The 26,306-nt window shown below is 45.5% G+C and carries 30 protein-coding genes; 15 read left to right on the top strand and 15 right to left on the bottom strand.

Annotation, left to right across the window (positions count from 1 at the left end; genetic code table 11):
- Positions 1 to 23: 23 nt before the first annotated feature.
- The 7 genes from ACYVD4_RS30250 to nadD all read left to right on the top strand — a co-directional run bounded on the left by ACYVD4_RS30250 (position 24) and on the right by nadD (position 5,546).
- Positions 24 to 1,403, top strand: coding sequence for a 4Fe-4S dicluster domain-containing protein (locus ACYVD4_RS30250; protein WP_460951998.1), 1,380 nt, complete (start codon positions 24 to 26; stop codon positions 1,401 to 1,403).
- A gap of 78 nt (positions 1,404 to 1,481) precedes the next feature.
- On the top strand, positions 1,482 to 2,285 hold the full coding sequence (locus tag ACYVD4_RS30245; RefSeq protein ID WP_460951997.1) for a (Fe-S)-binding protein: 804 nt from the start codon (positions 1,482 to 1,484) through the stop codon (positions 2,283 to 2,285).
- Between the two features lie 69 nt (positions 2,286 to 2,354).
- Positions 2,355 to 2,852 (top strand): hypothetical protein, encoded by a 498-nt coding sequence (locus ACYVD4_RS30240; protein ID WP_460951995.1) that lies wholly within the window; start codon positions 2,355 to 2,357, stop codon positions 2,850 to 2,852.
- 231 nt (positions 2,853 to 3,083) lie between these two features.
- The gene (locus ACYVD4_RS30235) at positions 3,084 to 3,764 is read left to right on the top strand and encodes a sigma-70 family RNA polymerase sigma factor (RefSeq protein ID WP_460951993.1); all 681 of its coding nucleotides are present in this window, start codon (positions 3,084 to 3,086) and stop codon (positions 3,762 to 3,764) included.
- Positions 3,765 to 3,932: 168 nt separating this feature from the next.
- Positions 3,933 to 4,136, top strand: a complete 204-nt coding sequence (locus ACYVD4_RS30230) for a hypothetical protein (RefSeq protein WP_460951992.1) — start codon at positions 3,933 to 3,935, stop codon at positions 4,134 to 4,136.
- 131 nt (positions 4,137 to 4,267) lie between these two features.
- Positions 4,268 to 4,867, top strand: a complete 600-nt coding sequence (gmk, locus tag ACYVD4_RS30225; protein WP_460951991.1) for a guanylate kinase — start codon at positions 4,268 to 4,270, stop codon at positions 4,865 to 4,867.
- Positions 4,868 to 4,973: 106 nt separating this feature from the next.
- Complete coding sequence (gene nadD / locus ACYVD4_RS30220; RefSeq protein WP_460951989.1) at positions 4,974 to 5,546, top strand: nicotinate (nicotinamide) nucleotide adenylyltransferase; 573 nt, start codon at positions 4,974 to 4,976, stop codon at positions 5,544 to 5,546.
- Positions 5,547 to 5,578: 32 nt separating this feature from the next.
- Here the strand turns inward: nadD and ACYVD4_RS30215 are convergent, their stop codons facing one another.
- Genes ACYVD4_RS30215 through cysS form a run of 3 tightly spaced genes read right to left on the bottom strand, consistent with a single transcriptional unit; the run spans position 5,579 to position 8,537 of the window.
- Positions 5,579 to 6,010 (bottom strand): hypothetical protein, encoded by a 432-nt coding sequence (locus ACYVD4_RS30215; RefSeq protein ID WP_460951987.1) that lies wholly within the window; start codon positions 6,008 to 6,010, stop codon positions 5,579 to 5,581.
- On the bottom strand, positions 6,010 to 7,032 hold the full coding sequence (locus ACYVD4_RS30210; RefSeq protein WP_460951985.1) for a M28 family peptidase: 1,023 nt from the start codon (positions 7,030 to 7,032) through the stop codon (positions 6,010 to 6,012). Before ACYVD4_RS30210 ends, ACYVD4_RS30215 begins: the two co-directional genes overlap by 1 nt.
- Positions 7,033 to 7,052: 20 nt before the next feature.
- Positions 7,053 to 8,537 carry a cysteine--tRNA ligase gene (cysS, locus tag ACYVD4_RS30205; protein WP_460951982.1) on the bottom strand — a complete coding sequence of 495 codons (1,485 nt, stop codon included), beginning with the start codon at positions 8,535 to 8,537 and terminating at the stop codon, positions 7,053 to 7,055.
- A 256-nt stretch (positions 8,538 to 8,793) separates the two neighbouring features.
- On the opposite strand from cysS, the gene ACYVD4_RS30200 reads away from it, so the two are divergent.
- Both ACYVD4_RS30200 and ACYVD4_RS30195 read left to right on the top strand, forming a co-directional pair.
- Positions 8,794 to 9,990 carry a hypothetical protein gene (locus tag ACYVD4_RS30200; protein ID WP_460951980.1) on the top strand — a complete coding sequence of 399 codons (1,197 nt, stop codon included), beginning with the start codon at positions 8,794 to 8,796 and terminating at the stop codon, positions 9,988 to 9,990.
- Positions 9,991 to 10,063: 73 nt separating this feature from the next.
- Positions 10,064 to 10,981 (top strand): PfkB family carbohydrate kinase, encoded by a 918-nt coding sequence (locus ACYVD4_RS30195; protein ID WP_460951979.1) that lies wholly within the window; start codon positions 10,064 to 10,066, stop codon positions 10,979 to 10,981.
- A 103-nt stretch (positions 10,982 to 11,084) separates the two neighbouring features.
- Here ACYVD4_RS30195 and ACYVD4_RS30190 read toward each other — a convergent pair whose 3' ends face one another.
- Both ACYVD4_RS30190 and ACYVD4_RS30185 read right to left on the bottom strand, forming a co-directional pair.
- Positions 11,085 to 11,858 carry a hypothetical protein gene (locus tag ACYVD4_RS30190; protein ID WP_460951977.1) on the bottom strand — a complete coding sequence of 258 codons (774 nt, stop codon included), beginning with the start codon at positions 11,856 to 11,858 and terminating at the stop codon, positions 11,085 to 11,087.
- Between the two features lie 164 nt (positions 11,859 to 12,022).
- A complete protein-coding gene (locus tag ACYVD4_RS30185; RefSeq protein WP_460951975.1) occupies positions 12,023 to 12,190 on the bottom strand; it encodes a hypothetical protein in 168 nt (55 codons plus the stop codon).
- A gap of 28 nt (positions 12,191 to 12,218) precedes the next feature.
- On the opposite strand from ACYVD4_RS30185, the gene ACYVD4_RS30180 reads away from it, so the two are divergent.
- Positions 12,219 to 13,451, top strand: coding sequence for a leucine-rich repeat domain-containing protein (locus tag ACYVD4_RS30180; RefSeq protein ID WP_460951973.1), 1,233 nt, complete (start codon positions 12,219 to 12,221; stop codon positions 13,449 to 13,451).
- A 12-nt stretch (positions 13,452 to 13,463) separates the two neighbouring features.
- On the opposite strand, the gene ACYVD4_RS30175 is transcribed toward ACYVD4_RS30180, so the two are convergent.
- Both ACYVD4_RS30175 and ACYVD4_RS30170 read right to left on the bottom strand, forming a co-directional pair.
- On the bottom strand, positions 13,464 to 13,589 hold the full coding sequence (locus ACYVD4_RS30175) for a hypothetical protein (protein WP_460951972.1): 126 nt from the start codon (positions 13,587 to 13,589) through the stop codon (positions 13,464 to 13,466).
- 4 nt (positions 13,590 to 13,593) lie between these two features.
- Positions 13,594 to 14,028 (bottom strand): DoxX family protein, encoded by a 435-nt coding sequence (locus ACYVD4_RS30170; protein WP_460951970.1) that lies wholly within the window; start codon positions 14,026 to 14,028, stop codon positions 13,594 to 13,596.
- 131 nt (positions 14,029 to 14,159) lie between these two features.
- Here ACYVD4_RS30170 and ACYVD4_RS30165 point away from each other — a divergent pair, with 131 nt between their 5' ends.
- Positions 14,160 to 14,498: a winged helix-turn-helix transcriptional regulator gene (locus ACYVD4_RS30165; protein ID WP_460951969.1), complete on the top strand. Its 339-nt coding sequence runs from the start codon at positions 14,160 to 14,162 to the stop codon at positions 14,496 to 14,498.
- A gap of 36 nt (positions 14,499 to 14,534) precedes the next feature.
- Here the strand turns inward: ACYVD4_RS30165 and ACYVD4_RS30160 are convergent, their stop codons facing one another.
- The 6 genes from ACYVD4_RS30160 to ACYVD4_RS30135 form a co-directional block, all read right to left on the bottom strand.
- Positions 14,535 to 15,542, bottom strand: a complete 1,008-nt coding sequence (locus ACYVD4_RS30160; RefSeq protein ID WP_460951967.1) for a glycoside hydrolase family 43 protein — start codon at positions 15,540 to 15,542, stop codon at positions 14,535 to 14,537.
- Positions 15,543 to 15,611: 69 nt separating this feature from the next.
- Positions 15,612 to 16,208, bottom strand: coding sequence for an NAD(P)H-dependent oxidoreductase (locus tag ACYVD4_RS30155; protein ID WP_460951965.1), 597 nt, complete (start codon positions 16,206 to 16,208; stop codon positions 15,612 to 15,614).
- A gap of 8 nt (positions 16,209 to 16,216) precedes the next feature.
- The gene (locus ACYVD4_RS30150) at positions 16,217 to 16,783 is read right to left on the bottom strand and encodes a DUF4256 domain-containing protein (protein ID WP_460951963.1); all 567 of its coding nucleotides are present in this window, start codon (positions 16,781 to 16,783) and stop codon (positions 16,217 to 16,219) included.
- A 63-nt stretch (positions 16,784 to 16,846) separates the two neighbouring features.
- A complete protein-coding gene (locus ACYVD4_RS30145) occupies positions 16,847 to 17,440 on the bottom strand; it encodes a YdeI/OmpD-associated family protein (protein ID WP_460951961.1) in 594 nt (197 codons plus the stop codon).
- A complete protein-coding gene (locus ACYVD4_RS30140; protein ID WP_460951959.1) occupies positions 17,437 to 17,913 on the bottom strand; it encodes an SRPBCC domain-containing protein in 477 nt (158 codons plus the stop codon). The genes ACYVD4_RS30145 and ACYVD4_RS30140 overlap by 4 nt, the downstream gene beginning before the upstream one ends.
- Positions 17,914 to 17,920: 7 nt before the next feature.
- The gene (locus ACYVD4_RS30135) at positions 17,921 to 18,244 is read right to left on the bottom strand and encodes an ArsR/SmtB family transcription factor (RefSeq protein ID WP_460951958.1); all 324 of its coding nucleotides are present in this window, start codon (positions 18,242 to 18,244) and stop codon (positions 17,921 to 17,923) included.
- 296 nt (positions 18,245 to 18,540) lie between these two features.
- Between ACYVD4_RS30135 and ACYVD4_RS30130 the strand changes: the two genes are divergently transcribed.
- Positions 18,541 to 19,197: a hypothetical protein gene (locus tag ACYVD4_RS30130; protein ID WP_460951956.1), complete on the top strand. Its 657-nt coding sequence runs from the start codon at positions 18,541 to 18,543 to the stop codon at positions 19,195 to 19,197.
- 90 nt (positions 19,198 to 19,287) lie between these two features.
- Here the strand turns inward: ACYVD4_RS30130 and ACYVD4_RS30125 are convergent, their stop codons facing one another.
- Together ACYVD4_RS30125 and gnd are read right to left on the bottom strand one after the other, a co-directional pair.
- Complete coding sequence (locus ACYVD4_RS30125; RefSeq protein WP_460951954.1) at positions 19,288 to 21,576, bottom strand: GH92 family glycosyl hydrolase; 2,289 nt, start codon at positions 21,574 to 21,576, stop codon at positions 19,288 to 19,290.
- A gap of 254 nt (positions 21,577 to 21,830) precedes the next feature.
- Entirely contained in the window at positions 21,831 to 23,285 is a 1,455-nt protein-coding gene (gene gnd, locus ACYVD4_RS30120; protein WP_460951952.1) for a decarboxylating NADP(+)-dependent phosphogluconate dehydrogenase, read from the bottom strand.
- Between the two features lie 237 nt (positions 23,286 to 23,522).
- Here gnd and ACYVD4_RS30115 point away from each other — a divergent pair, with 237 nt between their 5' ends.
- From ACYVD4_RS30115 to ACYVD4_RS30105, 3 genes are all read left to right on the top strand, one after another.
- The gene (locus ACYVD4_RS30115; RefSeq protein WP_460951950.1) at positions 23,523 to 24,425 is read left to right on the top strand and encodes a helix-turn-helix domain-containing protein; all 903 of its coding nucleotides are present in this window, start codon (positions 23,523 to 23,525) and stop codon (positions 24,423 to 24,425) included.
- Between the two features lie 82 nt (positions 24,426 to 24,507).
- Complete coding sequence (locus ACYVD4_RS30110) at positions 24,508 to 25,344, top strand: SDR family NAD(P)-dependent oxidoreductase (RefSeq protein ID WP_460951949.1); 837 nt, start codon at positions 24,508 to 24,510, stop codon at positions 25,342 to 25,344.
- A 26-nt stretch (positions 25,345 to 25,370) separates the two neighbouring features.
- Entirely contained in the window at positions 25,371 to 26,117 is a 747-nt protein-coding gene (locus ACYVD4_RS30105; protein WP_460951947.1) for an SDR family oxidoreductase, read from the top strand.
- The last annotated feature ends 189 nt before the right edge of the window (positions 26,118 to 26,306 follow it).

Raw genomic sequence — 26,306 nt, 5'->3', positions numbered from 1 at the left:
GATCTAAGAAACTGTAAAAACGCATGGAAATAGTACAACAAATTTTATTCATTGCTGCACTAGCCGTTACTGGCTGGTACATAACGAAACGAGTTCAGCTAATTAGTAAGGCTATAAAGTTGGGACGGGCCGAAAATCGTTTCGACCATGCAAACGAGCGACTGAAAACTATGTTGCTCGTAGCATTTGGTCAGAAAAAGATGTTTACCAATTGGCTTGTTGGAGTCATGCATTTCATTATTTATGCTGGCTTTCTAATTGTTAATATTGAAGTGCTTGAGATAGTTTTAGATGGTATCCTGGGCACCCACCGTCTATTTGCTCCTTATGTTACGTCTATTTACCCGATTCTAGTCAATACGTTCGAACTGTTTGCATTTGGTGTCTTAACTGTTTGTATCGTCTTTCTATGCCGTCGATTTGTGGCTAAGGTAAGCCGGTTTCAGTCAGAACGTCATCGCGAAATGACACGCTGGCCACGAACCGATGCGGGTATTATTCTTCTTGCCGAAATTTTCCTAATGATTGCTTTTCTAACCTGGAATGCTTCCGACAGCGTGTTACGTGATCGAGGAGTTGGCCATTATGCTGAGCTACAAGGAGTAGTGCCTGACTTTCTAATTAGTCATTATCTAAAGCCTTTATTTACGGGTTTTAATGATACAGTGCTTGGTGCTTATGAACGTATTGCCTGGTGGCTGCATATTCTTGGTATTATGGCCTTTGCGGTATACGTTACGTATTCCAAACACCTCCACATTGCCCTGGGATTTCCAAATGTATATTTCTCCGATTTACAACCTAAAGGTGAAATGCAAAACATGCCCGAAATCACCAAAGAGGTTCAATTGGCGTTGGGCTTACCAGTAACTACGGCACCAGATGACTCACAGGAAAACAACAACGGACAACAACCTGCTGAAATCGGCCGTTTTGGTGCCAAAGACGTAGAAGATCTGAAGTGGATTAATTTGATGAATGCTTACAGTTGCACCGAGTGTGGTCGCTGTACAGCAGCTTGTCCAGCCAATATTACGGGCAAAAAATTGTCGCCCCGTAAAATTATGATGGATACACGCGACCGCCTTGAAGACATTCAGCAGGGTTGGAAAACCAATGGACCTGACTACAAAGACGGAAAATCGTTACTGAACGATTATATAACTGCCGAAGAACTCAACGCCTGTACTACGTGTCAGGCTTGCGTTAATGCCTGTCCAATCAACATAAATCCGCTCGATATTATTCTGCAATTACGGCGATATCGGGTTATGGAAGAATCACAGGCACCGGCATCTTGGAATGCTATGTTTAGTAATATCGAAAACAATATGGCCCCCTGGAAATTTTCACCAAGTGATCGCTTCAACTGGGCAGATCAAGTAAACGAACCTAGCAAATAAAGTTGTAGGTGTTGTAAAGTTTTTGGTGTAACAACTCTATAACCTTCCTACAATTTTATAACTCTACAACTTATTGACATGGAAACAACAACATACACTGTGCCGACAATGGCCGACATGATGGCTGCGGGCAAAGAGCCCGAAGTGCTTTTTTGGGTTGGTTGTGCAGGCTCTTTCGATGACCGATATAAACGCGTAACGATTGCTTTTGTCCGTATCTTAAATCACGTCGGAATAAAATTTGCCGTATTAGGGCCCGAAGAAACCTGCACGGGCGACCCAGCACGTAGAGCGGGAAATGAGTTTTTGTTTCAAATGCAGGCCGTGGCCAATATTCAGGTACTGGAGGGCTATAATGTTAAGAAAATTGTGACAGCCTGTCCGCACTGTTTCAATACGTTAAAAAACGAATATCCAGAGTTAGGGGGTAATTACGACGTAGTGCATCATTCCCAATTCTTGCAGGAACTCATCAATCAGGGACGTATCAAAGTAAAAGATGGACAGTCGTTTAAAGGGCGACGTATTACGTTCCATGATTCATGCTATCTCGGAAGAGCTAACAAAGTTTATGAAGCGCCACGGGAAGTGCTTGCTACGCTAGATGCCGATTTGGTCGAAATGAAACGTAATAAAGCGAACGGACTTTGTTGCGGTGCGGGAGGTGGGCAGTATTTCAAGGAGCCGGAGCCGGGCAAGAAAGACGTAAACGTAGAGCGGGTCGAGGAAGCGCTCAGCACCGGAGCCGATACTATTGCCGTTGCCTGTCCGTTTTGCATGACAATGATGTCGGATGGTGTCAAGAATAAAAATCGGGAGGATTCTGTCCGCGTTTTCGACGTATCGGAACTCATTGCACAGGCACAAGGGTTGTCGAAATAACAAATAATGTGGCGTTAACACATAAGCCTGCATTGTTCATCTTACATTATTTATTGTACATTTTTAGCTATGTACGTTGACTTTGACAAATTGTCGGATAAAGCTCGCGTGTGGGTCTATCAGGCCAACCGTCTGCTCACCGACGATGACATAAAAATGATTGATGGCTTGCTAAAACCAGCTCTCAATCAATGGGCTGCTCATGGGCAACCGTTGCTGGCATCAGCAGAAATTAGCGAAAATCGGTTTATCGTAATTGGTGTCGATGAGAGTTATAGCCTGCCAAGTGGTTGCTCTATTGATGATTCAGCCAGAACGATACGTTCAATAGGTAGCCAAATTGGCGTTGATTTCTTTGATCGTTCGGCAATTGTCGAATTGGCTGATGGTTTGGTAAAAGCGATTGCGCTATCCGATCTGAAAAATGCTGTTGAAAGTGGTGTATTAACTCCTGATACGTCTGTTTTTAATACGCTAGTGCCAACAAAAGCAGATTATTTGACAAATTGGCGGATTCGGGCGGCTGAGTCATGGCTTGGTCGATATTTTAAACGAGCAACCGTTTAATAGCCCATTAGATAATTTTTGCCGATTAGTTGCTCTATAGGAATAGAGTAGCCAGTCGGCTTTTGTGTTATTAGGTAAAGTCCTCACTGCCAAATCGTCATAAACAGCCGATTTTTGAAAGAAAGGATTAATTTTTGTAGCGAAGTTTAAGACAACTCAGCGGTTTGGTTCGGGTAATTATCGAATTCGTTGAGGATTGCCAACAGGAAACGGCAATTAACTCTTACTTTTATGGCGACTATTCCCGAAGTTATGTCAGACACGCCAACTCGCGACGACGACCAATTCTTACCCGAAGGCGATTCACTTGACCAGCCATCGGAAGACACCCCTGTGCGCCGATATACTGAAGAGCAGAAATATCAGGTGTTCAACAAGGAGTTTATGCCGCACATAGACTCAATGTACAATTTTGCCTTTCGGCTGACCATGGACGAGGATGATGCTAACGACCTCGTTCAGGATACGTATTTAAAAGCGTTTCGGTTCATTTCATCGTTTGAGCAAGGAACTAACGCTAAAGCGTGGCTGTTTCGCATTCTGAAGAACAGTTTCATCAACGATTACCGTAAGAAAAGTAAGGAGCCAGCCAAAGTCGATTATCAAGACGTAGAGACGACTTATAATTCGGAAGACGCTGAATCTGAGCATACGGTTGACCTTCGGGCCGAATCCGTTTCGGATTTAATTGGGGATGAAGTGGCAAATGCACTGAACTCATTACCGGTTGATTTCCGGACAGTAATTATCCTTTGCGACATCGAAGGGTTTACGTATGAGGAAATGGCAAAGATTCTTGATATTCCTATCGGTACGGTACGTTCTCGTTTGCACCGTGCTCGTAATCTGTTAAAAGAAAAATTACGCGATTACGCATCTTCTATGGGGTATAAAGAAGAAAATGACGATTAAACCGAACTTTTTCTAAGTTTTTTTTGGTTCTGCAAATAACTTAATGATATTACTATTCTTGGAATAAATTAAATTTTTCCAATGCAAACGTCGTTGCCAACGTCATCTTCGTCCAGTGCAAAGCCTGAGATGAAAGAACATTGCAGTCACAGGGCAGACTGCCTGAAGATGATTCAACTGATTGTGGATGGGGAAGCTACCGAAGAACAGCTTGCCCGGGTGAAAGCCAATCTGGAATCCTGTAAACCCTGCATTCAGATGTATCATCTCGAAAAAGAGGTGAAAGAATTGCTAACTAAGCGAATCGAGAAGAGATGTTGCCCAGATCAGTTAGTAGCAACGATCAAATCCCGAATTCGTAGTTTTAGTTAATAGGCATCAACGCTGGTTGGGGTAATTAAGGCCGTGCTTTCCAAAGCAGTCTTAATTACCCCGATTTATTTAAAATAGGTTGTATAATGGCTATACTTATTCATTCACTATAGCCAAAAATCAATTGTAACTTGGAAGGTAAACTTGTTATTTTTTCAGCCCCATCTGGTTCTGGTAAAACCACTATCGTAAAGCATTTGCTGGCCGAGAATAAAAACCTCGGCTTTTCCATTTCAGCTTGTACCCGCGACCGTCGGGGGCGTGCCGAAGAAAATGGGAAAGACTATTACTTCCTGACACCCGAAGATTTCAAGGAAAAAATCGATAATAACGAGTTTGTTGAATGGGAAGAGGTGTATACTGGTGCGTTTTATGGCACGCTTAAATCAGAGATTCAGCGCGTCTGGGACAGTGGCAAACACGTATTATTCGATGTTGACGTACAGGGCGGGCTGAAATTAAAAGAGTTCTACGGCGATAAGGCGCTGGCCGTATTTGTGAAAGTGCCGGATGAGGCAACACTACGTCAGCGTTTGATTGGAAGAGGCTCAGAAACCGAAGAAAGTTTGTCGAGACGTTTATTTAAAGTGCATTTTGAAATGAGTTTTCAGGATCGCTTCGACGTTATTTTGATGAATGACGATCTTGATACGTCGCTGGAAAAAGCACAAAAACTTGTCGATAATTTTGTGAAAGAAAATACGGTACCTGAAAAAGGAACGGTTATTTAATAGTATTAGGAGCGAGTACTGAGGAGTGAGAATGGTTGTTAGGACGAATATGCGCGTCGTAATCAATCATTCTCACTCCTCAGTACTCACTCCTCGCTCCTACATTATGAGAATCGGCTTATTTTTTGGTTCCTTCAATCCTATCCATGTCGGGCATCTAATCATTGCCAACACCATGGCTACAACTACCGATCTGGAGCAGGTGTGGTTTGTAGTATCGCCCCAGAATCCATTTAAGAAGACCAAAAGCCTGCTGCATGAATTCGACCGGTTCGATATGGTGGAGCGGGCCATTGCCGATAACAGTCGCCTGAAAGCGACGAACATTGAGTTTTCGATGCCAAAGCCAAGTTACACCATCGATACGTTGGTGCGATTAAGCGAAAAGTATCCGCAGCATACGTTCCGACTTATCATGGGAGAAGATAATCTGGAGCAGTTTGCGAACTGGAAAAACCACGATAAGATTCTGGAGTATTACGGGTTGTATGTCTACCCACGTCCCAAAAGCAAGGAAAGTCCATTCAAGACGCACGCCAATGTTCGGTTAGTGGAAGCGCCATTGCTCGATATTTCTGCTACGTTCATCCGCGACAGCATCCGGGCCAATCGCTCCATCCGATACATGGTGCCCGACGTAGTAGAAGAAATGATAGAACGGAAGAAATTCTATATATAACAAAGCCGCGCTACGTAGCGCGGCTTTGTTAACTAAGGAATACCATTCTGATATGTTATTTCTGTTGCTAAGCCGATGGCACTCATTCGAATCGCGACCGATGGGCTGGTCGATTTAGCGCCGGGAGAATCGCAATGAGTACCTTTCTCCAAAAAATAGACGTAGAATTTCTGATTTCTATCTTCGATCTGATTCACATCGGGTCGGCCAAGTAAATCGCCGATGGTGTTGGCCGTTTTGCCTTTCAGGTTCTGACTTTCTGCTTTAAAATCGGGCAGCAACGTAGCGCGCACGCCATTACAGCCACCCCGGTCGGAACGCCATTTTTTCAGATCCAGTTTTCCAAACGTATCAGGAACTGAACTACATCCAGAAAAACTTACCACCAAAAAAGAAATAGCAAACAAACGTATCAACGAAGTAGGGCGCCTTTCGCTCTTTCGCTCTTTTACTCTTTCGCTCATTATTCGTTATAAAGTACTTGCAACAGCGTTTGTCCGACAGCTTTCAGGGTTCCCCGATCGATATTACTCATGTCATCTTCTGCCGTATGCCAGGCAGAGAAGAACCCGCCTGTCCCAACATTGGTATGAATAATGTCGATCATCGGAATTTTGGCAATTGTGTTTGGTGCTACGTGGTCGTCCGTAATCTGGCTACCCGGCGTATCAACAAAGAACTGACTATAGCCTAACTGGCTAGCGGTTTGCCAGACGTTATTTACCACGTTTGGCGCAAACTGCATCGAAATACCTTCTTTGGCGAACGTAGCACCTTTCGCCCCAACCATATCCAGCAGAATACCGTAATAAGCCGAATAACCGGGTCTATGCGGATTCTTAGCCCAATGGCGAGAACCCAGGCAGAAACCAATATAGTCGAATTGCTTATTTACGTCTCCCTGTTCGAAATCACCAGTAGCTTTGTCGCCGTTACCCCAATCTTCAGCATCGAAGAAAATAATATCGATACCCACCGTTGGTTTCTGGTTGCTTTGCTGAATCGTACGAGCCAACTCTAGTAATACTCCTACCCCACTGGCCCCATCATTGGCGGCAGTCACCGCTTTTTTTTGGTCAGCTTTATCGGGATCGTGGTCAGCGAATGGGCGCGAATCCCAGTGCGAAGCCAGCACGATACGTTTGGTAGCACTGGGGTTTATACTGCCAATAATGTTACGGGCGTTCAGGCGTTTGCCATCCCACGTATTGGCTACAAACGATTGTTCGGTCACGTCACAACCAAACTGTTTGAGCTTGGCCGCGAGGTAATTGCCCGTTTGAACATGAGCGGGCGTATTGGGGACGCGTGGTCCGAATTTCACCTGCCGATCGATATAGGCGTAGGCTGAATCAGCGTTGAAAGCGGGAGCCGTAGCAGTAGCTTTCTGCTCGGTCGTTTGCGTAGCATCGCCTTGTTTTGGCTTTTCTTTACAGGAGCCGATGGTCAGTGCGAGGGCAACGAGGAAAAAAGGAAATTTTGTCATGATGTGTCTGGTTGGCGACATTACTCTTCATAGGCCCAGTCAATCTGGTGCTTCATGTCTTTGATAGCCAGCCCCTGTGCTTTAAAGTACGAACGAATTTGGTCTACTTTGTCGTATTGTCGTTGCTCTTTGTATTCCCGATAAAGGGTCAGTAATCCTTCCAGAACAGGCTGATTGCTGGTGCCTTCTTCAAGTAACCCCAGTACGTCCTGCATGAACGTAACAAACGATTCTTTGAGCAGCATAAATACCTCTTCGCCTAACGCTGTTGCCTGAAGCTGGTTGAGGTAAAGCATATTCACGTATTTCAGCAACGTAAACAATTGAGCAATACCAACAGCCGTATTCAAGTCGTCGTTCATGGCCTCGTAGAACTGCTGAACAGCCTGACGAATATCGGCTTGCTTGGTTTCGTCAACTGCGCCCTCGCCCGGCTGATACGTCATCGCCTTAATGATACGTAGTCCATTTGCCAGCCGACGGTATCCTTTCTGAGCGGCTTTCAGTGCATCGTTCGAGAAATCGAGCGTACTGCGGTAATGCGACTGTAGCATAAAGAAACGTACCGTCATAGGGCTATAAGCCTGATCGAGCAGCGCGTGACTTCCTGCAAAAAGCTCAGCCGGTAAAAACGAATTGCCCAATGACTTCGACATTTTCTGTCCATTAACTGTCAGCATGTTCGAGTGCATCCAGTAACGTACCGGATCATGACCTGTCAGTCCGTCACCCTGCGCAATTTCGCATTCGTGGTGCGGAAATTTCAAATCCATGCCACCGCCGTGAATGTCAAACTGCTTGCCCAGATATTTGGTACTCATGCATGTGCATTCCAGATGCCATCCCGGAAAACCTTCACCCCAGGGCGAATTCCAACGCATGATGTGCTCAGGAGAAGCCCGTTTCCATATCGCAAAATCAAGCGGATTACGTTTCTCCGATTGACCGTCAAGCTCGCGGGTTTCGTTCAGGAGATCGTCCAGAATCCGGCCCGACAACTTACCGTAATTACCGCCCTGCTTGTTATAGGTTTCAATATCGAAATAAACCGAACCGTTCGATTCGTAGGCCAGCCCTTTTGCCAACAACGATTGCACGGCTTCGATCTGCTCAACCATGTGGCCGGTTGCAGTAGGCTCAATACTGGGCGAATGCGTATTGAACTGCGCCATTACGTTGTGAAAGTCGTTGGTGAACCGCTGAACGATTTCCATCGGCTCCACTTTCTCAAGCTTGGCCATCCGCCCGATTTTATCCTCACCCTCATCGCCATCGCCAACCAAATGACCAACGTCAGTCAGGTTGCGAACGTAGCGAACTTTGTAGCCAATAAAAGTCAGGTAGCGGTAGAGCGTATCGAACGTAAGAAACGTACGGACATTGCCCAGGTGAACGTAGTTATAGACCGTTGGTCCGCAGACATACATGCCCACGTAAGGCGCGTTAATCGGTTCAAACAGTTCTTTTTTTCGGGAAAGCGTATTGTATATGTGAAGCGGTTGCATTTGAATATATAGCAGTTTCTGAGATAAAATGAAGGAATTAATTCGTCGGGCGCGCCCAAAACGCCGAAATAATTGCTCAGCAACAGCAGCTTATTCGCAGAATGAAGGTTTCCTTTATCGGCATAGCAGAAATTAGTCGAATCAGATGGGCGAAGTTAAGGATTGTTCACCGGAAAACAGATGCTTACCTCTTCAGCCGGACGCTTTTGCCTATATTCGCGTTTTGTTTCGGTAATTTACCATTAGCCAATCTGGAATGCAACTCGTTGAGGTAGGCACAAATACCACCTATCAGAAAGAATTTATTCAATTCCCGGTACGTCTCTATCGGGGCGATACGTACTGGATTCGTCCACTCGATACTGACGTAGAGGAAGTTTTTGATCCGGCACGTAACAAGCGATTCAAGAACGGCGAATGTATTCGGTATCTGCTACGTAACGACAAAAACGAAACGATTGGCCGGATTGCCGCTTTTGTCGATTACGAAATTGCCAATCTCGACAACGATCAGCCAACGGGGGGCGTCGGTTTTTTTGAATGTATCAACGATCAGAAAGCCGCTTTCCAGCTTTTCGACGCGGCCAAAGCCTGGCTTCAGCAACGAGGTATGGAAGCGATGGACGGACCGATCAACTTCGGCGACCGGGATCGCTGGTGGGGATTACTGGTCGATGGTTTCGACCGGGAACCAAACTATTGCATGCCATACACCAAGCCGTACTACGTTACGTTTTTCGAGGATTACGGCTTCAAAGACTATTTCAAGCAGTTTACGTTTGGCATTCCAACAACCTGGTCGAAACTGACCGAAATGTCGCAGGCGGTAAAAGATCGGGCGCAACGTATCTACGAAAATCCAGAATATAGTTTCCGGACAATTGATAAAAAGCAGTTACCTGCCGCTGCTGAGCAGTTCCGGCATATTTACAATGCGGCCTGGGGCGGACATAGCGGTGTAAAAGAAATGTCGGCTGAGCAGGCGCAGCTGTTGATGCAGAAGCTGAAACCGGTTCTTGACGAGAAAATAATATATTTCGCCTATTATCACGACGAGCCGGTTGCCTTTTTTGTGTGTTTACCCGAACTGAATCAGGTATTTAAGCACGTAAATGGCAAGCTCAATCTGATCGGCAAACTGAAATTTCTTTATCATATGCTGATGAAAACCAATCACAAAGCCTTTGGCGTAGTGTTTGGTGTATCGCCTGAACATCAGGGCAAAGGTGTAGAAGCGGCCATTGCGCTACGTATGCCGCACGAAGCCGATCATAATCCTGATTTTCAATACTCTGAACTGGAAATGAACTGGGTGGGTGATTTCAACCCGATTATGGTTCGATTTGTTAGTCAGCTTGGATCAAAAATTGTGAAAACCCACGTTACGTACCGAAAATTGTTCGACGAGACGAAGCCGTTTAAACGCTGTCCGGTAATTGGGCGGAAACGATAATCTGTTTTCAGACCCAAGGTTGACTATGATTTTGGCGTCTGAAACGCAACATGTTAAACTGAAACACTAGAAAATGAGCTTACTTACTGTTGGTTCCGTGGCCTTCGACGCACTGGAAACCCCATTTGGCAAAACAGACAAAATTATCGGCGGTGCCGCTACGTATATTACCCTTTCGGCTTCTTATTTCACGCCGAAAAATAATATTGTAGGCGTTGTGGGTGATGACTTCCCGCAGTCGATGATCGATATTCTTGAAGAGCACGGCGTAAATACAGAAGGTCTGGAAATTCGGAAAGGTGAAAAGACATTTTTCTGGTCGGGAAAATATCATAACGATATGAACACCCGCGACACGGTGGAAGTGCACCTGAACGTAATGGAGCATTTCAACCCAATTATTCCCGATTCGTATCAGGATTGCCAGTATCTAATGTTGGGCAATACGGCACCCGCCATCCAGAGCATGGTTATCGACCGGTTGCAAAATCGCCCGAAACTGATTGTGCTCGACACGATGAATCTATGGATTGAGATTGCCAACGCTGATCTGCTGAATTTGCTGAAACGGGTCGACGTACTGGTGCTGAACGATGAAGAAGCACGGATGCTTACCAAAGATTATTCACTGGTAAAAGCGGCTGCTAAAATCCAGTCGATGGGGCCGAAAACGGTAATTATCAAAAAAGGCGAACACGGCGCATTATTGTTCAGCGAAGGACGTACCTTCTTTGCTCCCGCCCTGCCGCTTGAAGAAGTATTTGACCCGACCGGCGCTGGCGATACGTTTGCCGGTGGTTTCATCGGTCATCTGGCCAAAACCGACGACATTTCGTTCGACAACATGAAACGGGCTATCATTTACGGTTCGGCAATGGCTTCGTTCTGTGTTGAAAAATTTGGTGCCGAACGTATCATGAACCTCACGCAGGAAGAAATTCAGGCGCGTGTAAATGAATTCGTTACGTTGTCGGCGTTCGGTCTGGAATAGTTTGGTTACGTAGTGATATTTGTAGCTTCCCGAAGGTTCTGGATTTCGGGAAGTTGCGTTTTAGGGTGTGGCAATGAAATGCTACGTTGTCTCTTACGCTACGTTAACTAAAAACGCTGGCCAGTTTTCGCTCCAAATCTTTTTCAAATTTCTGTAGTCCTTCAGCATTTGGCAGATAGGTTAACGCCCGATGATGGCGCAGATCGAACGGAATATCGGCAACGGCCTGCGTGATGGGTATAACCTGTTTGCCTAACGCGTGTGCTACGCCGGTTTCGTAAAATACATTCGGATTCCGATCCGTGAAGTCAGTAATAACCGCTCTGGACGTATAGATCAGCTCAAAAACGTCCTGAATCAGGATACTATTATCCCAGATATCGTCGGCCCGTCGGCAGTCGATATGTAGTTTTTGGCAAACGTTACGTATCGCCGTATAAGTCCCCGAAAATTTCCCATCGAAAGGCATCATTACCGACAGCAAATTGGTATCGACAGATTTGTCTGGAATCCGAAATACGTTGGGTGCAAACGTAATAACACGTTCGGGCGGGTGAGTCTGTACCGTAGAAATAAACTCTGGATTGCCAAAAGAACGTTGATTGAGCGTTAGCTTTTTGACTTCAACAAACCGTTCCAATTCGTACAGATTGCTCGCACTCTCGTTGATTAGCTTCGATAAAACCTGTAAGCTATTACCCTCATAATCATCATCTTTAAAATCCAGACTACGTAGTAATCTGGGATGGTCTTCAATCAGTTCAAGGCTGTCGGTCAGGTGACCAACTTTGAGCCAGTCTGACTTTGTAAATTGAGTGCGAATAAACTCGTGAAGTGCGAAAAGACGGATCGTTTTCTGTTTGTTTGGCCGAATCATAGATGTGCTTTTATAGTATAACTATATTATATTCTTACAAGTATATTCAATTTTTATATTATATTAATCAACGAGGTAACAGTTTCAAAATTTTTATCATACGAATGATCCGTGTAGATGATATCTTTCCGAGAATTTTTAATTCTTTATTTATACAATATGGTTCATTTCTTCTTCACCATTATCAATTCTTTCTGCTCTATTGTTAATCGTCGGTACGTTACGTTAATTGGTTTGATTCTGGCTCCTGCTACGTTCTGCAACGCCCAAAACCCTTCTGTATCGCTGAGTGTCAGTAATGCGCTATCCTGCTCACAATTAAGTGCGGTCATCAGTGCGACGGCATCTTGCTCAGGGAATATGACGTATTCGTTCAGTGGGCCAAATAGCTTTAGTCTCGTCAATACAACCGGTATCGCCAGTGTCACTGTCAATGGAACATTTAGCGTAACTGCGACTAATGCCGCCAGAACCTGTTCGGCAAGTAATACCATTACAGTAGGCAGCAGTTTGCATCCTGATTACCTGCCTTTAGTTGATTTCTACAACTCAACCGGCGGCCCAAACTGGAATAATAATACTGGTTGGTTAACTAATTGTGATCCGTGCAATAACTGGTTTGGATTGACTTGCACAGAAGGGAGAGTGACCGATATTTGGTTTCAGCCATCCCAGGTACTTGGCAATAATTTGAACGGCACTCTTCCCGCAAGCATTGGCAAACTGGATAAATTACAAAGTATAAATATAGGTTTCGAAAGCAATTTGACAGGCCCAATCCCAGAGAGTATAAGGGATTTACATGATTTAAAGTCTTTAGGAATAATCTATAGTGGTATAAGTGGAACCGTTTTCGACAAAATAATTGGATTGACTCAATTAGAAGCTATATATCTATCTTTTACCAAAATTATCGACACAATACCTGAGAATATAGGCGCGTTACCGAATCTTAAATACATCTACTTCTTTGGAAATCAATCAAGCGGATTTACCGGAAAACTTCCAACTAATCTTGGGGCACTTACTAACTTACAACATCTGGCGTTAGTAGGAAATCTGCTGACGGGCCCTATACCAGCCAGCGTAGGGCAACTCTCTAATTTAGAAGTCCTCTATTTAGATTCTAATCAATTAACGGGCAGTATTCCAAACGAGTTGGGTAATTTAGCTAAACTAAGGGATATTAGTCTATCCAGCAATCAGCTTACTGGCGACCTTCCGCCAAGCTTGGGAAGTCTTCCAAATTTGAGACGTTTACAACTTTATTGGAATCAACTCTCTGGTAATATCCCTTCATCTTATAGTGCCCTTTGTGGTAAAGAGGTTAATATAAGTGAAAACCCTGGCTTACAATCCTGGGGGGAATTTTGTGCAGATGGCATTAACATTATAAGCTCTGTTAAAGATGGAAATTGGCATGATCCGACGGTTTGGTCAACTGGACAAGTTCCCACGCTGATAAATAATGTAATTCTTCAGCACAACGTAGCAATCCCGGCGTCGCAAGCTGGGCAGAGTCGAAAAATTAGCTACAGAGCTGGTGGACGACTTAATTATGGAACTGGCAGTAATTTAAGGATTGGTCAATAAAAACAGAAAGTATTAACTCTGATAAACAGCGACAAACTCTTTAGTGAGGCTATGCAGATTGGCACCACCCATTGCTTGTTTGCTCGATTCGTACTCTTCGAGCAAAGCACCGCTGTGCAGGCTAACACATAATTCCAAAAAATTAGCGATAACCTGCGCAGGAACTCCACGCTTTGTCAATACTTGCTTTTCGGAACCGACCCCAGGCAATAAACGCGGCCATTAGGGCAAAAACAATATTTACACCTATCACTAATGCTTCTCCGCGCAGGATGTGGAAAACACTGGCGCATACCATAAGTATGATAACGCAAATTGCTGTGATGGGCGTGAGTTTCGGTTGAATACGTAGCGGAGCAGGTAACACCAATCCAAGAGCACCTAGTAAATCAACGATACCCGCAAATTTTACCAACGCTACAGGAACCTGGCCTGCCCAAGGCCACATATTGGCTAGTTGATCAACGGGTTGAACTAGTTTCATCCAAGCGGCCCAGATAAGACTGACGGCTAAAACTACTTGTGCTACCCAAAGGGCGATATGAACTGCTTTTGACGAAGTCTGCTGGTTTTCCATACTGCATTGATTTTATGTGAATGGAACAAAAGTAGCCCCCATTGCTTTCCAATAGAAAGCGCTATCCTTGTTGGAAAGTACTAGCCAACAGGATAGTAACGTAGAAACTGAATCACCAAAAACGATACGTAATGCTCACTGGAGAAGGTTGCCCCAAAACGATGCTCTCAATAAAAGATGCGCTGGAGGCTGTGGAAGGAAAATGGAAGCTATTGATTCTGTTCGCATTGTCGCCTGGCCCAAAACGTTTCAGGCAATTAGCTAACGAAGTCGGCGGTATCACCGACAAAACGTTATCGAAAGAGTTGAAAAACCTTGAGAGTAATAAATTGGTTAAGCGCGAGGTGTTTGATACGTTTCCGCCAACCGTAGAATACTCCATTACAGCGCATGGTATGTCGCTCGAAAAGGTAATCGAGGAGCTTCATTATTGGGGATTATCGCACAGGAAAGAGATTATTGGCAAATGACTGATTGCTACGTAGTAACCAGCATTTGCTATTGGATTAATTCGTGGGCCTGTATGGTTTGCCAATAACGAGCTTATCGCCAGATAAATCGGCTTCAACTAAATGCGGAACGCGGACGGTACGTCCGTTTACACTTTTGTGACTGTGAATCGACATGAGCAACTTGCCATCGAACGTTTGGAACAACATGCCATGGCCGAAATTGGGGGCATTGATCGGTTCTTTTTCCTGCACCCAAGGGCCATCTAACGTACCGCTTTTTGAATAGGCAACGCCTTGCGTATAGACGTCGTAAATCCAACTTGTCCAGATCATGGCCAGGCGTCCGGTTTTTGTATAAAACAGGTAAGGGCCGTCGGTTACTTTGTTGGGTTTATCGCTTCCTTTGTCGTCTTTCTCCCGGCTCCAGGGCGAATCACTAGCCCGAAATAGTACTTTACCAGTGCCAATTGAGCCACTTAAATCGGGTTTTAATTCAATTTTTTCGATGGTTCCGTTCAGGCTTTGCAACCATTCATAGCAATAAACCATATACGGCTTCTTGTCTTTATCGACCCATAATGTTCCGTCTAGCGTAGGCATATTGGCGGGCAGATACGTAGCATCCTGCATCGGTATATACGGACCATCAGGTTTATCGCTGACCAGTACGTGACAGGCCCGCCGTTCTATTTCTCGTCCTTTAACGGTATCAATTTTAACCGCCCGATTGGTGAACGTAGCAAAATAGTAGTACTTGTTTTGGTAGCGATGGATTTCGGCGGCCCAGATCATCGGATTGGGTCCCATCCAGGAATTTGGGTCGGTTTGGGTTATTTTGTAAGGTCCATCCCAAAACGCCAGGTCTTTACTTTTCCAAAGCATACCACCCGTGCCAGTCATGTAATACGTATTGGTCGGGCGATCAGCGAGAATAAACGGGTCACTCAATCGGATCGAGTCGAGCGGTACGTTGGTTCTCACCTCACGAACTCGCCCATCCTGCGCCTTTAGGGCAAACGAAATTACAAAACAGCTTACTAAGATCAACCAGGCTTTTCCCATAAACCGTTAAGGTTGAGCGGGTTTGTTTCTACTTTAAATCCTCATGAGGGCTTTGGATTTATAGCTACGTTAGCGACAATAGTGCTTAATCGTCGTTGGCAATTCGTCGATGAGTTGCAAATGTTGTTGCCTTACGTTTTCTAAGTCCAGTGTTCCCCCCAGAATCAACATTTCCTTGTGCGCGAATCGTTTACCTAGCCGGTCGGCCAACATGACTGTCTCCATACTTTGGGCAATACCGATTTCGGTTAAAAAGTGGTTCGGGTGACCAGCCGTGCAAATTACCATGCCGAGGCTTATCGTTTTCATTCGTTGTGTGCTTTCGCCATATCCATACGCGTAGCCAACCGAATAAACCCGGTCGAACCAGCCTTTCAGCTTGGCAGGACAGTCGCTCCACCAGACCGGATAGACGAAAAGAATACAATCGGCTTTTTCTATTTTCTGGTGTTCCAGCCGAACATCATCCGCAATAGGAAGTTCAGTTCGGGCAAATCCTTCGCGTTCGTACTCCTGCTCGGTCATGTCGCTCCGGAAATCCATTGCATACAAATCCGAAAGCATAACTTCCCAATTTTGCCGCTCTAAAACGGCTTTTATTCGTTGCAGCACCTGATACGTGTACGAGTTCTTACTCGGATGGCTGTATACAATTAAAATAGTCATCGCCTGTTTCAAACACGTAGCGAGCCACGGAACCCTCTGGCGGCATAGTACGATTCTGCCCCGTTGTGGTAGACAAAGACCGTATCGTATCGACGATCACAAAAGAGTGCGCCACCAAGTTTTCTAATTTCAGCAGGCGTTTGTACCCAACTCGACGTCTTCAAATCGAATTTGCCAAGCTTCTGAAGCTCCCGATATTGCTCTTCGCTTAACAATTCAATTCCCATATCGGCGACCATTTCCATCACCGTATTTTCGGGTTTATTTTCTTTCCGAGATTCCCACGCGGCCCGGTCAAAACAAGCGCTCCGACGACCTTTTGGGCTTTCGGCCGAACAATCGTAAAAAATGTATTCACCCGTTTGCTGGTCATAGCCAACCACATCGGGTTCACCGCCTGTTAGCTCCATTTCATCGAGCGACCGTAATTTTACCGGATTCGCTTCCAGTTTTGCCTGTATGGCATCCCAGGCAAGTCCTTCATGGCGGTTTGTATTTTTCTCAAAACGAGTTTTCAATACGTCCAGCAACCCTTCATATTGTTCCACTGATGATTGTTTCGTTGCACTGCTCACGTTGTTTCGGTTTTAAGATGTATAAATGTTGGTTCGCCAGTAATCACGGACGAGCTGGCTACATTAATCCTCTAATCCTTTTCCGACAAGAATTTGAGGGATGCACTTTTCAACTCTGGTGGTCCGGGTTTTGGCTTGTTTGGCCTGCGAGAAATGAAACAGATAGGCTCGTTGCCGACCGGGTGTCAATGCCTCAAAAGCCGTTTTCAAGGCCGGGAGTTCGTCCAGTTTGATTTGAAATTCGTCGGCAACAACAAAGTCCGACGTCTTTTTTAACGCTACGTTCAGACCGGCTTTTTCAACTTCGATGGCTTCAAAAATATAGGCTTTCAACGTAGCAGTCCGTTCAGTAATTTGCCGAACATTGGTAAACCGAACCTGCCGTGCCGCCTGTACATTCTCCGTTTGCTGAATCAGAATACCATCGGCATCATGCAATAAAGCCCCTTTAACAAACAAAATGGCACAATACTCTTTGAAACCGTGGATAAGCACTACGTTATGGTTTTGATACGTATAACACGGAACGCCCCACTTCAACTCTTCGATCAGGCCACAATCGAGAATGAGTTGGCGGAGTTGCGCAAATTCGGCTTGCCACTTACCAGTCTTGTTGAAAAAGAAATCGACCTTCGGATTCGTTACGTGCTCTGTCATGCCGTTACGTGCAGTTTACTTACTACGTCCTGCAATCGGTTATGAGCCATATTGATGCCCTTCGCAAACGGAAGCTGCAACAGTTGGTCTCTGACCGTAACCGATTTATAGACAACGTGCATCGTGAGTTTACTGGTGGTGTCGGTCAGTTTTTCAAACTCCAGAAATTCAAGTTGAACGTCAACTAATAACTGCTCCATCTCGAATGTTCGAGTGATTTTCCGGTTCGGAACAAATTCGTGAATAACACCACTGGCTCGCATCACTACGTTTCCCTGCGCATCGGAGGTCTCAAACTGGTAACCGCCGTATTTTTTATTGTCGAGCTTCAGCACTTTTGTTCCCATCCATTGTGCAACAAGTTCCGGTTCTTCGTATGCCTTAAAAAGTAGCTCCAGCGGCAATTCAAACTCGCGTGTAATCACGATTTCCTGTTTGCCATCTTCTGCCTTGATTTTTGTTTTTAGCCCCATAACATATCTATTGTTTTGCACCGTAGTTTTTCATGATGGCTTCCAGTTTATTAAAGCGGTCGTCCCACAACTGACGGAAAGGTTCGATAAATTCGGCGACCTCCTTCATCTTTTTGGCGTTGATATGATAGTAGATTTCCCGACCATTTTGCTCCTGCGCGAGCAATTCGCACTCGGTAAGAATTTGCAGGTGTTTCGACACGGTGGGCCGGGCAGTGTCGAAGTTCGAAGCGATGGCTCCGGCCGTCATGGCTTGCGATGCCACCAGAAGCAGAATTGCCCTTCGGGTGGGGTCGGCAATGGCCTGAAATACGTCTCGTCTCAGATTCATTACGTAGTCATTTGACTACAAATATAGGCGTAGCTATTTGACTACACAATTTATTTTTTATCGATTTTTAGGTAAATAAACCTGACAACCTTACCCAAAACGCGCCCATTGTCGACACAACAACGGTCTATATTAGTTTACCTACCATGAGGATAAACCAGCAATTAGTTAGAAAGCAAAGTATCCGATGGAATTGTATTTACTCTAACTATCAGGCTTTTATCTATCGGTAATAACGTTAAATATCAACTGAACTATATTGCATCATTACTACTAATCATATTCTTATCCTTACCATGAAAACGATCCTATTTACGTTACTCATAGCCAGTTTACTTTCCTCACGGCCCGATCTTGATGCGGTTCCGCCAGTTCCCGTTCCCTGTAAAATGAGTAATGGCCAGCCCAGACTTTTCCCCTGTGAATTTCAAATCCAGACGCTGTATTTTCTAGGAAAAAATCAGGAGGTCGTCGGTAAAATTACTCCTACCAACACAACCGTAAGTTTGCCGAAAAGTAAGGCGGTCAAAACCATTCACTCGACTGGTAGCGATTCCTATACTTACAACGTATCACTCGATTTTAAACGCATCAATACGCCCAGTTTCTCCCCTAAACCAAATACCGCTGGTCTTCCTCCACTAAAGACGGGATTCTATGAAATAGGCCGGTCAACCGTCAGTAGTCCCATCACTCCAAGTGAAGTTACGTTGATCAAAAAAGTGGACGTTAGCCCTGACATGCCCTCAGCAAATAGTCGTCCTAATCGGGTTAGTTTTACGCTCCAACTGAATTACGCTACAGGTAACGGTGCCGCTCTTATTGCCCCAGTACAATATATTCAAATCAAGAATCCCATCACGTTTACTAAATTCCCAGCCTCTATTAACTTGTACCGGGATCGGTCAGAGGCATGGATTGCGTTCAGTCTTGGCGTTGATTTAGCGAAATAAGCTCTAATGAGAACTAACTGATACGTAGCATTCAGGACGTAGCATAACAGTCTATCAATTGTTATGCTACGTCCTGAATGCTACGTTGGTTCACTTCTTATCGGTTGAGAATGAATATGGGAAATCGATAGGCTGGGTTCCCCGCTGTTTGTTTGGGTTGGCGACCATATCGATGTCGATAACAGCACCCTGCTGGAGTTCTTTATGGCTTAACCAGTTCTTTGTGTAAGGCTTACCATTCAGTCGCATGGCGCTAACGTAGCGATTTTGGGCACTATTGGCGGGCGAACTAATGACGATTTTCTTCCCATTTTCGAGCGTGGCCGTTACCTTTTTAAACAAAGGAGCACCTGTTACGTACTGATCCGTAGCGGGACAAACCGGATAAAAACCCATAGCCGTAAATACGTACCAGGCCGATGTCTGCCCATTATCTTCATCGCCACAATAGCCGTCGGGCGTTGGTAAATAAAGCCGATTCATTACTTCACGAAGCCAGTATTGCGCTTTCCACGGTTCGCCCGCGTAGTTATACAAATAAATCATGTGCTGAATCGGCTGATTGCCGTGTGCATACTGGCCCATGTTGGCAATCTGCATCTCGCGAATTTCATGAATTACACTACCGTAATAACTTTCATCATATACAGGCGGCATGGTAAAGACCGAATCTAATTTTGATACAAACTTCTTTTGACCGCCCATAAGCGAAATCAGTCCCTGAACATCGTGAAAAACGGACCACGTGTAATGCCAGCTATTGCCTTCTGTAAATGCATCGCCCCATTTAAACGGGTTGAACGGCGACTGGAACGTACCGTCCTGATTCTTGCCACGCATGAGTCCACTTTGTTTATCGAACAGATTTCGGTAGTTCTGCGACCGTTTTGCAAACAGATCAATTTCTGATTGTGGCCGTTTTAATGCTTTGGCTAACTGATAGATTGCAAAATCATCGTATGCATATTCCAGCGTCCGGGCCGCATTTTCGTTGATTTTTACGTCGTAAGGAACGTAGCCAAGTTTATTATAAAAAGCAGCTCCACGCCGACCAACAGCATCCAGTGGCCCTTCGTTTTCGGCGTTTTTCAGCACTGCCTGATAGAGTGTATTGATATCATAGTTTCCACCCATTTTCAAGTAGGCATCGGCAATAATAGAAGCCGAGTTTGAGCCAATCATAGTGTTACGCAAGCCCGGACTGGCCCATTCGGGTAACCAGCCTCCTTCTTTATAAGCATTCGCCAACCCCTCCTGCATGTGCGCGTTCAGCGACGGATACATCAGATTCAGGAATGGAAACAACGACCGAAACGTATCCCAGAAACCCGTATCGGTGAACATATAACCGGGCAAAATCTGACCATTGTAAGGGCTGTAGTGAACCACTTTGTTGGAGGCATCAAGTTCGTAGAATTTACGCGGAAAAAGCAACGACCGGTACAGACACGAATAAAACGTCTGCATTTGCGCCAGCGAACCTCCCTCAACCTGAATCCGGCTTAATTCCTTATTCCAGGCTTCTTTGGCTTTTTTGCAGGTTGTTTCGAATGAATCGTTGCCAATCTCTTTCAGATTCAGTTCGGCCTGTTCGAAACTAATGAACGATGAAGCAATACGAGCGTGAATCTGGTCACCAGCATTGGTCTTAAATCCGATAGCAGCCCCGGCATGATTGGCAGTTAATTCGAGAGTGTCTTTCGCGATTTTATTCTCGTGCCAGGTCAGCGACGATGTAAACGGCTTGTCAAAATAAATGACGAAATAATTTTTAAAGTTGGCAGGTACGCCACCGCTGTTCCGGGTTGTATAACCAATGATTTTACGCTCATTCGGAATAACCTTAATGTACGAACCTTTATCAAACGCATCAATCACAACAAACGAGCTATCAGCTTTCGGAAACGTAAACCGAAAGCTCGCAGCCCGTTCGGTTGGGGCAATTTCTGTTGTTACGTTGTGATCGGCCAGATATACGCTGTAATAATAGGGTTTCGCAACTTCGGACTTGTGCGAATACCAACTGGCTCGCTGATCTTCCTGAATCCTTAGTTTCCCGGAAATAGGCATGATCGAAAACTGACCATAATCGTTCATCCAGGGCGATGGCTGGTGCGTTTGTTTGAAACCACGTATTTTATCGGCGGCATACGTATAAGCCCAACCATCCCCCATTTTTCCGGTTTGTGGCATCCAGAAATTCATACCCCAGGGCAACGCAATGGCCGGGTACGTATTACCGTTCGATAAGCTGGGTTTCGAATCAGTGCCAATGAGCGGATTTACCAATTCGACCCAGTCTGTTGTTTGGGCAGTAGATTGCGTGTAGAATGTGAAGGAAAATGCGGTTATAAAGAGGAGAAAAAGTTGTTTTTTCATGCGGTCGATAAAACAATGATTGTAATAATGCTGGGCGAAAGTACAGGAAATTTGCGGGGAAGCCCTGAAACAATTGTAGCAGCAGGGTGGTGTTATCAATCAATGGCAAAATGATAACGTAACATAATTCTCTCCCACGTATCGAATGCTAAGTGGCTTATTAATAGGCACATGTTAAATAAACAGAACCCAACGTAGTATGACCATTAGTCTCATACTACGTTGGGTTCTGTTTGCAAACGACATTACGCTAACTAGTTGTTATACGCCGTCGATACGGTATCTCCACCTTCGCCAGTCCAGTTTGTATGGAAGAACTGACCGCGTGGTTTGTCAATACGTTCGTAGGTGTGTGCACCAAAGTAATCGCGTTGGGCTTGCAACAGGTTGGCAGGTAACCATTCGGTGCGGAAACCATCCAGATAACACAATGCCGATGTAAGCGCCGGTGCTGGAATGCCATTGATCAATGCAGCCGCACAAACCCGACGCCAGCCAGCCTGAGCCAATTCGATTCTCTCTTTGAAGAAATCGTCAAGCAACAGATGGGGCAATTCAGGATTTTTGTCGAACGCTTTTTTAATATCGCCGAGAAACGCCGAACGGATAATGCAACCACCCCGCCACATAAGCGCGATGTCGCCATAATTCAGATTCCATTTGTATTCTTTCGCAGCGGCCATGAACAGGTTATAACCCTGTGCATACGAAATGATTTTTGCACCGTAAAGCGCCATTTTCAAATCATCGAGCAGTTGCGCTTTATCGCCACTGTATTCGGGTTTTGGTCCGCTGATTACTTTCGACGCGTCAACACGAAGGGCTTTTTGCGCCGATAGAAAACGAGAAAATACCGATTCGCCAATCAGCGTCAGCGGAATACCCAGATCAAGAGCGGCTGTTCCGGTCCATTTTCCGGTACCTTTCTGACCAGCCGTATCCAGAATCTTATCGACCATCGGCGTACCATCTTCATCTTTATAGGCCATAATGTCGGCCGTGATTTCGATCAGGTACGAGTCGAGTTCTTCGGTATTCCATTTTTTAAAGACTTCGTGCATTTCGTCGGCGCTCATACCCAGCAGATCTCTCATCACCTGATACGCTTCGCCAATAATCTGCATATCGCCGTATTCGATGCCGTTGTGCACCATTTTCACAAAGTGACCGGCCCCATCGCTGCCAACCCAGTCGCAACAAGGCGTACCATCGTCTACTTTAGCGGCAATCGACTGGAAAATTTCTTTTACGAATGGCCACGCTTTTTCGCTACCACCCGGCATCATCGAAGGCCCCGTCAGTGCGCCGATCTCACCACCCGATACGCCCGTTCCGATATACAGAAAACCTTTACTTTCAACGTATTGTGCCCGGCGAATGGTATCCGGAAAATACGAGTTACCGCCATCAATAATAATATCGCCCGGCTCCAGATGCGGGATAATTTGCTCGATAAAATCATCGACCGGCTGACCAGCTTTCACCAGCATCATTACCTTCCGGGGCCGTTCCAGCGAAGCAACCAGTTCTTCGATGGAATGCGCGCCGATGAAATTTTTTCCCGCTCCTCGTCCATTGATGAAGTGGTCGACCTTCTCAACGGTCCGGTTATAAACAGCTACGGTATACCCTTTGCTTTCCATGTTCAGCACAAGGTTTTCGCCCATCACGGCGAGACCGATTAAGCCGATATCTGCAGATTTTGTCATTATGATGAGATTAATTGATCTATACGATACGTAATACGTAGTACAATAGGTAAAAGCTCTTCCTACTCATTGCTCTACTTTCAGCGGGGCAATTTTACGGCATAAAATAGTTCTGTGTCCGATTTTCTGCTTTTTTCTCTTTTTTAACTGGTACGTTCCTATCATAAAAAACGATAAAATAACGAACGTAACGTAGCATTGCTGGATTCTCAGGTTTGAATTATGTAATTTCGAACTATGGCAACAACCGAAACGCTTGAAGATTTTTATAAGAATAAATTCAACTGGCTACCCGATAACCTTCAACAGGATCTTGGCCACTTCAACGTATTTCGACTAGAAGATCATCAATCGTCGGCCGGAGCACCGGGGCAGTACAGCCGTCGTGGTTTTTACAAAATCAGTCTGCTACGTGGTCATAACATTTATCACTACGCCGATAAAAGTCTCGAAATAAACGGCACTACGTTGATCTTTTTCAACCCGCAGGTGCCCTACACCTGGGAGCCGGTTTCGGAAGTTAACAACGGTTATTTTTGCGTTTTTCGGGAAGGCTTTTTTAGCGAAACGAGCCGTAATGGACTGCATGAATTGCCTATGTTTAAGCTGGGTGGACTGCCTGCTTATATACTTTCAGAATCACAATTCGATCAGGTTGGACAGTTATTCGAGAAAATGCTGACCGAAATCGAATCGGATTATCCGTTCAAATACGACCTCATTCGCAACTATGTATCGGAGTTGATTCATTATGCACTAAAGCAGCAACCTTCCGATACGTTACACAAACATACCGACGCCAAATCCCGACTGACGGCTGTTTTTACCGAATTGCTTGAACGCCAGTTTCCCATCGAAACGCCCACACAACGATTTCAGCTACGTTCGGCCAGCGACTACGCTGATCAACTGGCGGTGCATGTCAACTACCTCAATCGGTCGGTTCGGGCTACAACCGGCCGAACCACCTCCGATCTAATTACCGAGCGGGTTATCAACGAAGCGCAGGCGCTCCTGAAACACACGAACTGGAATGTTGCCCAGATCAGCTACAGCCTTGGCTTCGATGAACCGGCTCACTTCAACAACTTTTTCAAGAAAAACACCTCGTTAACTCCTTCGGCTTACCGCAAGGTTTGAATTTTGTAAGTATTGGTTTGTAGCCCGTAATAGCTGTCCAGAATCGTCGCTCTACCTTTGCTCTCACAAAATGAGCAAGGTTATGAACAACAAAAAAGTATGGTTTGTGACGGGAGCATCCAAAGGGCTGGGCCTGACGCTGGTGAAACAGTTGTTGCGAGCGGGTCATTCTGTAGCTGCTACGTCACGTAACAAAGACGGTTTGGTTCAGGCAGTTATCCACAATTCTCCAGAGTTTCTGCCAATAACAGTGGATTTGGCCAACGATAGCAACGTAGCGCAGGCGATTCAGGAAACGATTGCTACGTTTGGCCGCATCGACGTAGTAGTCAACAACGCAGGTTATGGCATTGGCGGGAGTATAGAAGAGCTGACCGATCAGGAAACCCGCGATAGCTTCGATGTTAACGTATTTGGTACGCTGAATGTGATACGTAACGTATTGCCCCATTTGCGAGCACAACAGTCGGGACACATTATCAATGTTGCTTCTATTGCAGGAATCGCCGGAGCGACTGGCTGGTCGGTTTACGCAGCCACCAAAGCCGCCGTCATTGCCTTAACTGAAGTGCTGGCAACCGATGTGAAAGAGTTTGGCATTCATGCTACGGTCGTCTCGCCCGGTGCTTTCCGTACCAATTTTCTGACAAACGATTCGCTGGTGCTGGCAAAACAATCCATTGATGCGTATTCAGCGATAAAAGCCTCACACGAACGGTATTTGCAAATGGACGGTACACAGGCTGGCGATCCCGAAAAAGCGGTTGCGGTGCTAATGCAACTTGCTGAGGACGAAAACCCACCTGTTCACTTACTTCTCGGAAGCGACGCCTATCAACGAGCCAATCAGAAGCTGGATTCTCTCAAGCAAACATTTCAGGAACAGAAAGTACGTACTAAATCAACCGATTTTAATTAGGCCGGAGCTTACTAATCTATCAAACTATGAATCAATCAATTGAAGGAAAAATTGTCGCCATTACGGGAGCTAGTAGCGGCATCGGTGAAGCCATTGCGCGCCATCTGGCCGCTCAGGGAGCCAACGTAGTATTAGGTGCTCGTCGGGTCGAAAAACTGGAGAAAATAGTTACTGATATTCAGCATCAAGGTGGCAAAGCAGCGTTCACTACGTTAGACGTTACGCAACTCGATAGCATGAAAGCGTTTGTTCAATTTGCACTGGATACGTTCGGAAAGATAGACGTATTGGTCAATAATGCCGGGCTGATGCCACTCTCCTTTCTAAACCAGTACAAAGTGAACGAATGGCATCAGATGGTCGATGTGAATATCAAGGGCGTGTTGCACGGTATTGCGGCTGCGTTGCCTATTTTCGAGAGTAACAAGAGTGGGCAGTTTGTCAACATTACGTCGGTAGGCGACCGCTGGGTTGGGCCAACCTCGGTTGTGTATAGTGCCACAAAATTTGCGGTACGTGCCCTCACCGATGGACTTCGTCAGGAAGCGGGGCCGGGCGTTCGTGTAACGCTAGTTGCTCCCGGTGCTACGGAATCCGAACTGGCCGAAACAATTTCTGATCCGGCATTAAAGAAGCTGGCGATTGAGCAGTTCCGGACCATTACGTTACCAGCCGAAGCGATAGCCCGTGCTGTCGCTTTCGCCGTCAGCCAACCCGCTGATGTAGATGTGAACGAGCTGGTTGTGCGGCCTATTACGCAGAAGAATATTTAAAAGGACAGCAGCAGAGGATACACGCCAGTATTGCTCTTTACCTCAATTCGCCCTCTTACAACGCTCAACGGAGGAAGGCGGATTGAGGTCATGTAATTGGCAAAAATCATGTTGGATTTGACACTATTATCTAACTATAGAAAATAGATTTGTAGCCAGTAGTGATTTTAGTGATGGTTTTCTCTTTTA

Source organism: Spirosoma daeguense, from assembly GCF_054776875.1.
This window is presented reverse-complemented; position numbering and strand designations above follow the sequence as displayed.

Coding starts and splice junctions, on each gene's coding strand:
- ACYVD4_RS30195 (WP_460951979.1), top strand. CDS start 10,064: ATGAGCTTACTTACTGTTGGTTCCGTGGCCTTCGACGCACTGGAAACC.
- ACYVD4_RS30245 (WP_460951997.1), top strand. CDS start 1,482: ATGGAAACAACAACATACACTGTGCCGACAATGGCCGACATGATGGCT.
- ACYVD4_RS30145 (WP_460951961.1), bottom strand. CDS start 17,440: ATGACAGAGCACGTAACGAATCCGAAGGTCGATTTCTTTTTCAACAAG.
- ACYVD4_RS30215 (WP_460951987.1), bottom strand. CDS start 6,010: ATGAGCGAAAGAGTAAAAGAGCGAAAGAGCGAAAGGCGCCCTACTTCG.
- nadD (WP_460951989.1), top strand. CDS start 4,974: ATGAGAATCGGCTTATTTTTTGGTTCCTTCAATCCTATCCATGTCGGG.
- ACYVD4_RS30110 (WP_460951949.1), top strand. CDS start 24,508: ATGAACAACAAAAAAGTATGGTTTGTGACGGGAGCATCCAAAGGGCTG.
- ACYVD4_RS30115 (WP_460951950.1), top strand. CDS start 23,523: ATGGCAACAACCGAAACGCTTGAAGATTTTTATAAGAATAAATTCAAC.
- ACYVD4_RS30125 (WP_460951954.1), bottom strand. CDS start 21,576: ATGAAAAAACAACTTTTTCTCCTCTTTATAACCGCATTTTCCTTCACA.
- ACYVD4_RS30210 (WP_460951985.1), bottom strand. CDS start 7,032: ATGACAAAATTTCCTTTTTTCCTCGTTGCCCTCGCACTGACCATCGGC.
- ACYVD4_RS30130 (WP_460951956.1), top strand. CDS start 18,541: ATGAAAACGATCCTATTTACGTTACTCATAGCCAGTTTACTTTCCTCA.
- ACYVD4_RS30235 (WP_460951993.1), top strand. CDS start 3,084: ATGGCGACTATTCCCGAAGTTATGTCAGACACGCCAACTCGCGACGAC.
- ACYVD4_RS30135 (WP_460951958.1), bottom strand. CDS start 18,244: ATGAATCTGAGACGAGACGTATTTCAGGCCATTGCCGACCCCACCCGA.
- ACYVD4_RS30170 (WP_460951970.1), bottom strand. CDS start 14,028: ATGGAAAACCAGCAGACTTCGTCAAAAGCAGTTCATATCGCCCTTTGG.
- ACYVD4_RS30200 (WP_460951980.1), top strand. CDS start 8,794: ATGCAACTCGTTGAGGTAGGCACAAATACCACCTATCAGAAAGAATTT.
- ACYVD4_RS30185 (WP_460951975.1), bottom strand. CDS start 12,190: ATGACCGCACTTAATTGTGAGCAGGATAGCGCATTACTGACACTCAGC.
- cysS (WP_460951982.1), bottom strand. CDS start 8,537: ATGCAACCGCTTCACATATACAATACGCTTTCCCGAAAAAAAGAACTG.
- ACYVD4_RS30155 (WP_460951965.1), bottom strand. CDS start 16,208: ATGACTATTTTAATTGTATACAGCCATCCGAGTAAGAACTCGTACACG.
- ACYVD4_RS30240 (WP_460951995.1), top strand. CDS start 2,355: ATGTACGTTGACTTTGACAAATTGTCGGATAAAGCTCGCGTGTGGGTC.
- ACYVD4_RS30180 (WP_460951973.1), top strand. CDS start 12,219: ATGACGTATTCGTTCAGTGGGCCAAATAGCTTTAGTCTCGTCAATACA.
- ACYVD4_RS30250 (WP_460951998.1), top strand. CDS start 24: ATGGAAATAGTACAACAAATTTTATTCATTGCTGCACTAGCCGTTACT.
- ACYVD4_RS30140 (WP_460951959.1), bottom strand. CDS start 17,913: ATGGGGCTAAAAACAAAAATCAAGGCAGAAGATGGCAAACAGGAAATC.
- ACYVD4_RS30230 (WP_460951992.1), top strand. CDS start 3,933: ATGATTCAACTGATTGTGGATGGGGAAGCTACCGAAGAACAGCTTGCC.
- ACYVD4_RS30190 (WP_460951977.1), bottom strand. CDS start 11,858: ATGATTCGGCCAAACAAACAGAAAACGATCCGTCTTTTCGCACTTCAC.
- gnd (WP_460951952.1), bottom strand. CDS start 23,285: ATGACAAAATCTGCAGATATCGGCTTAATCGGTCTCGCCGTGATGGGC.
- ACYVD4_RS30165 (WP_460951969.1), top strand. CDS start 14,160: ATGCTCACTGGAGAAGGTTGCCCCAAAACGATGCTCTCAATAAAAGAT.
- ACYVD4_RS30105 (WP_460951947.1), top strand. CDS start 25,371: ATGAATCAATCAATTGAAGGAAAAATTGTCGCCATTACGGGAGCTAGT.
- ACYVD4_RS30160 (WP_460951967.1), bottom strand. CDS start 15,542: ATGGGAAAAGCCTGGTTGATCTTAGTAAGCTGTTTTGTAATTTCGTTT.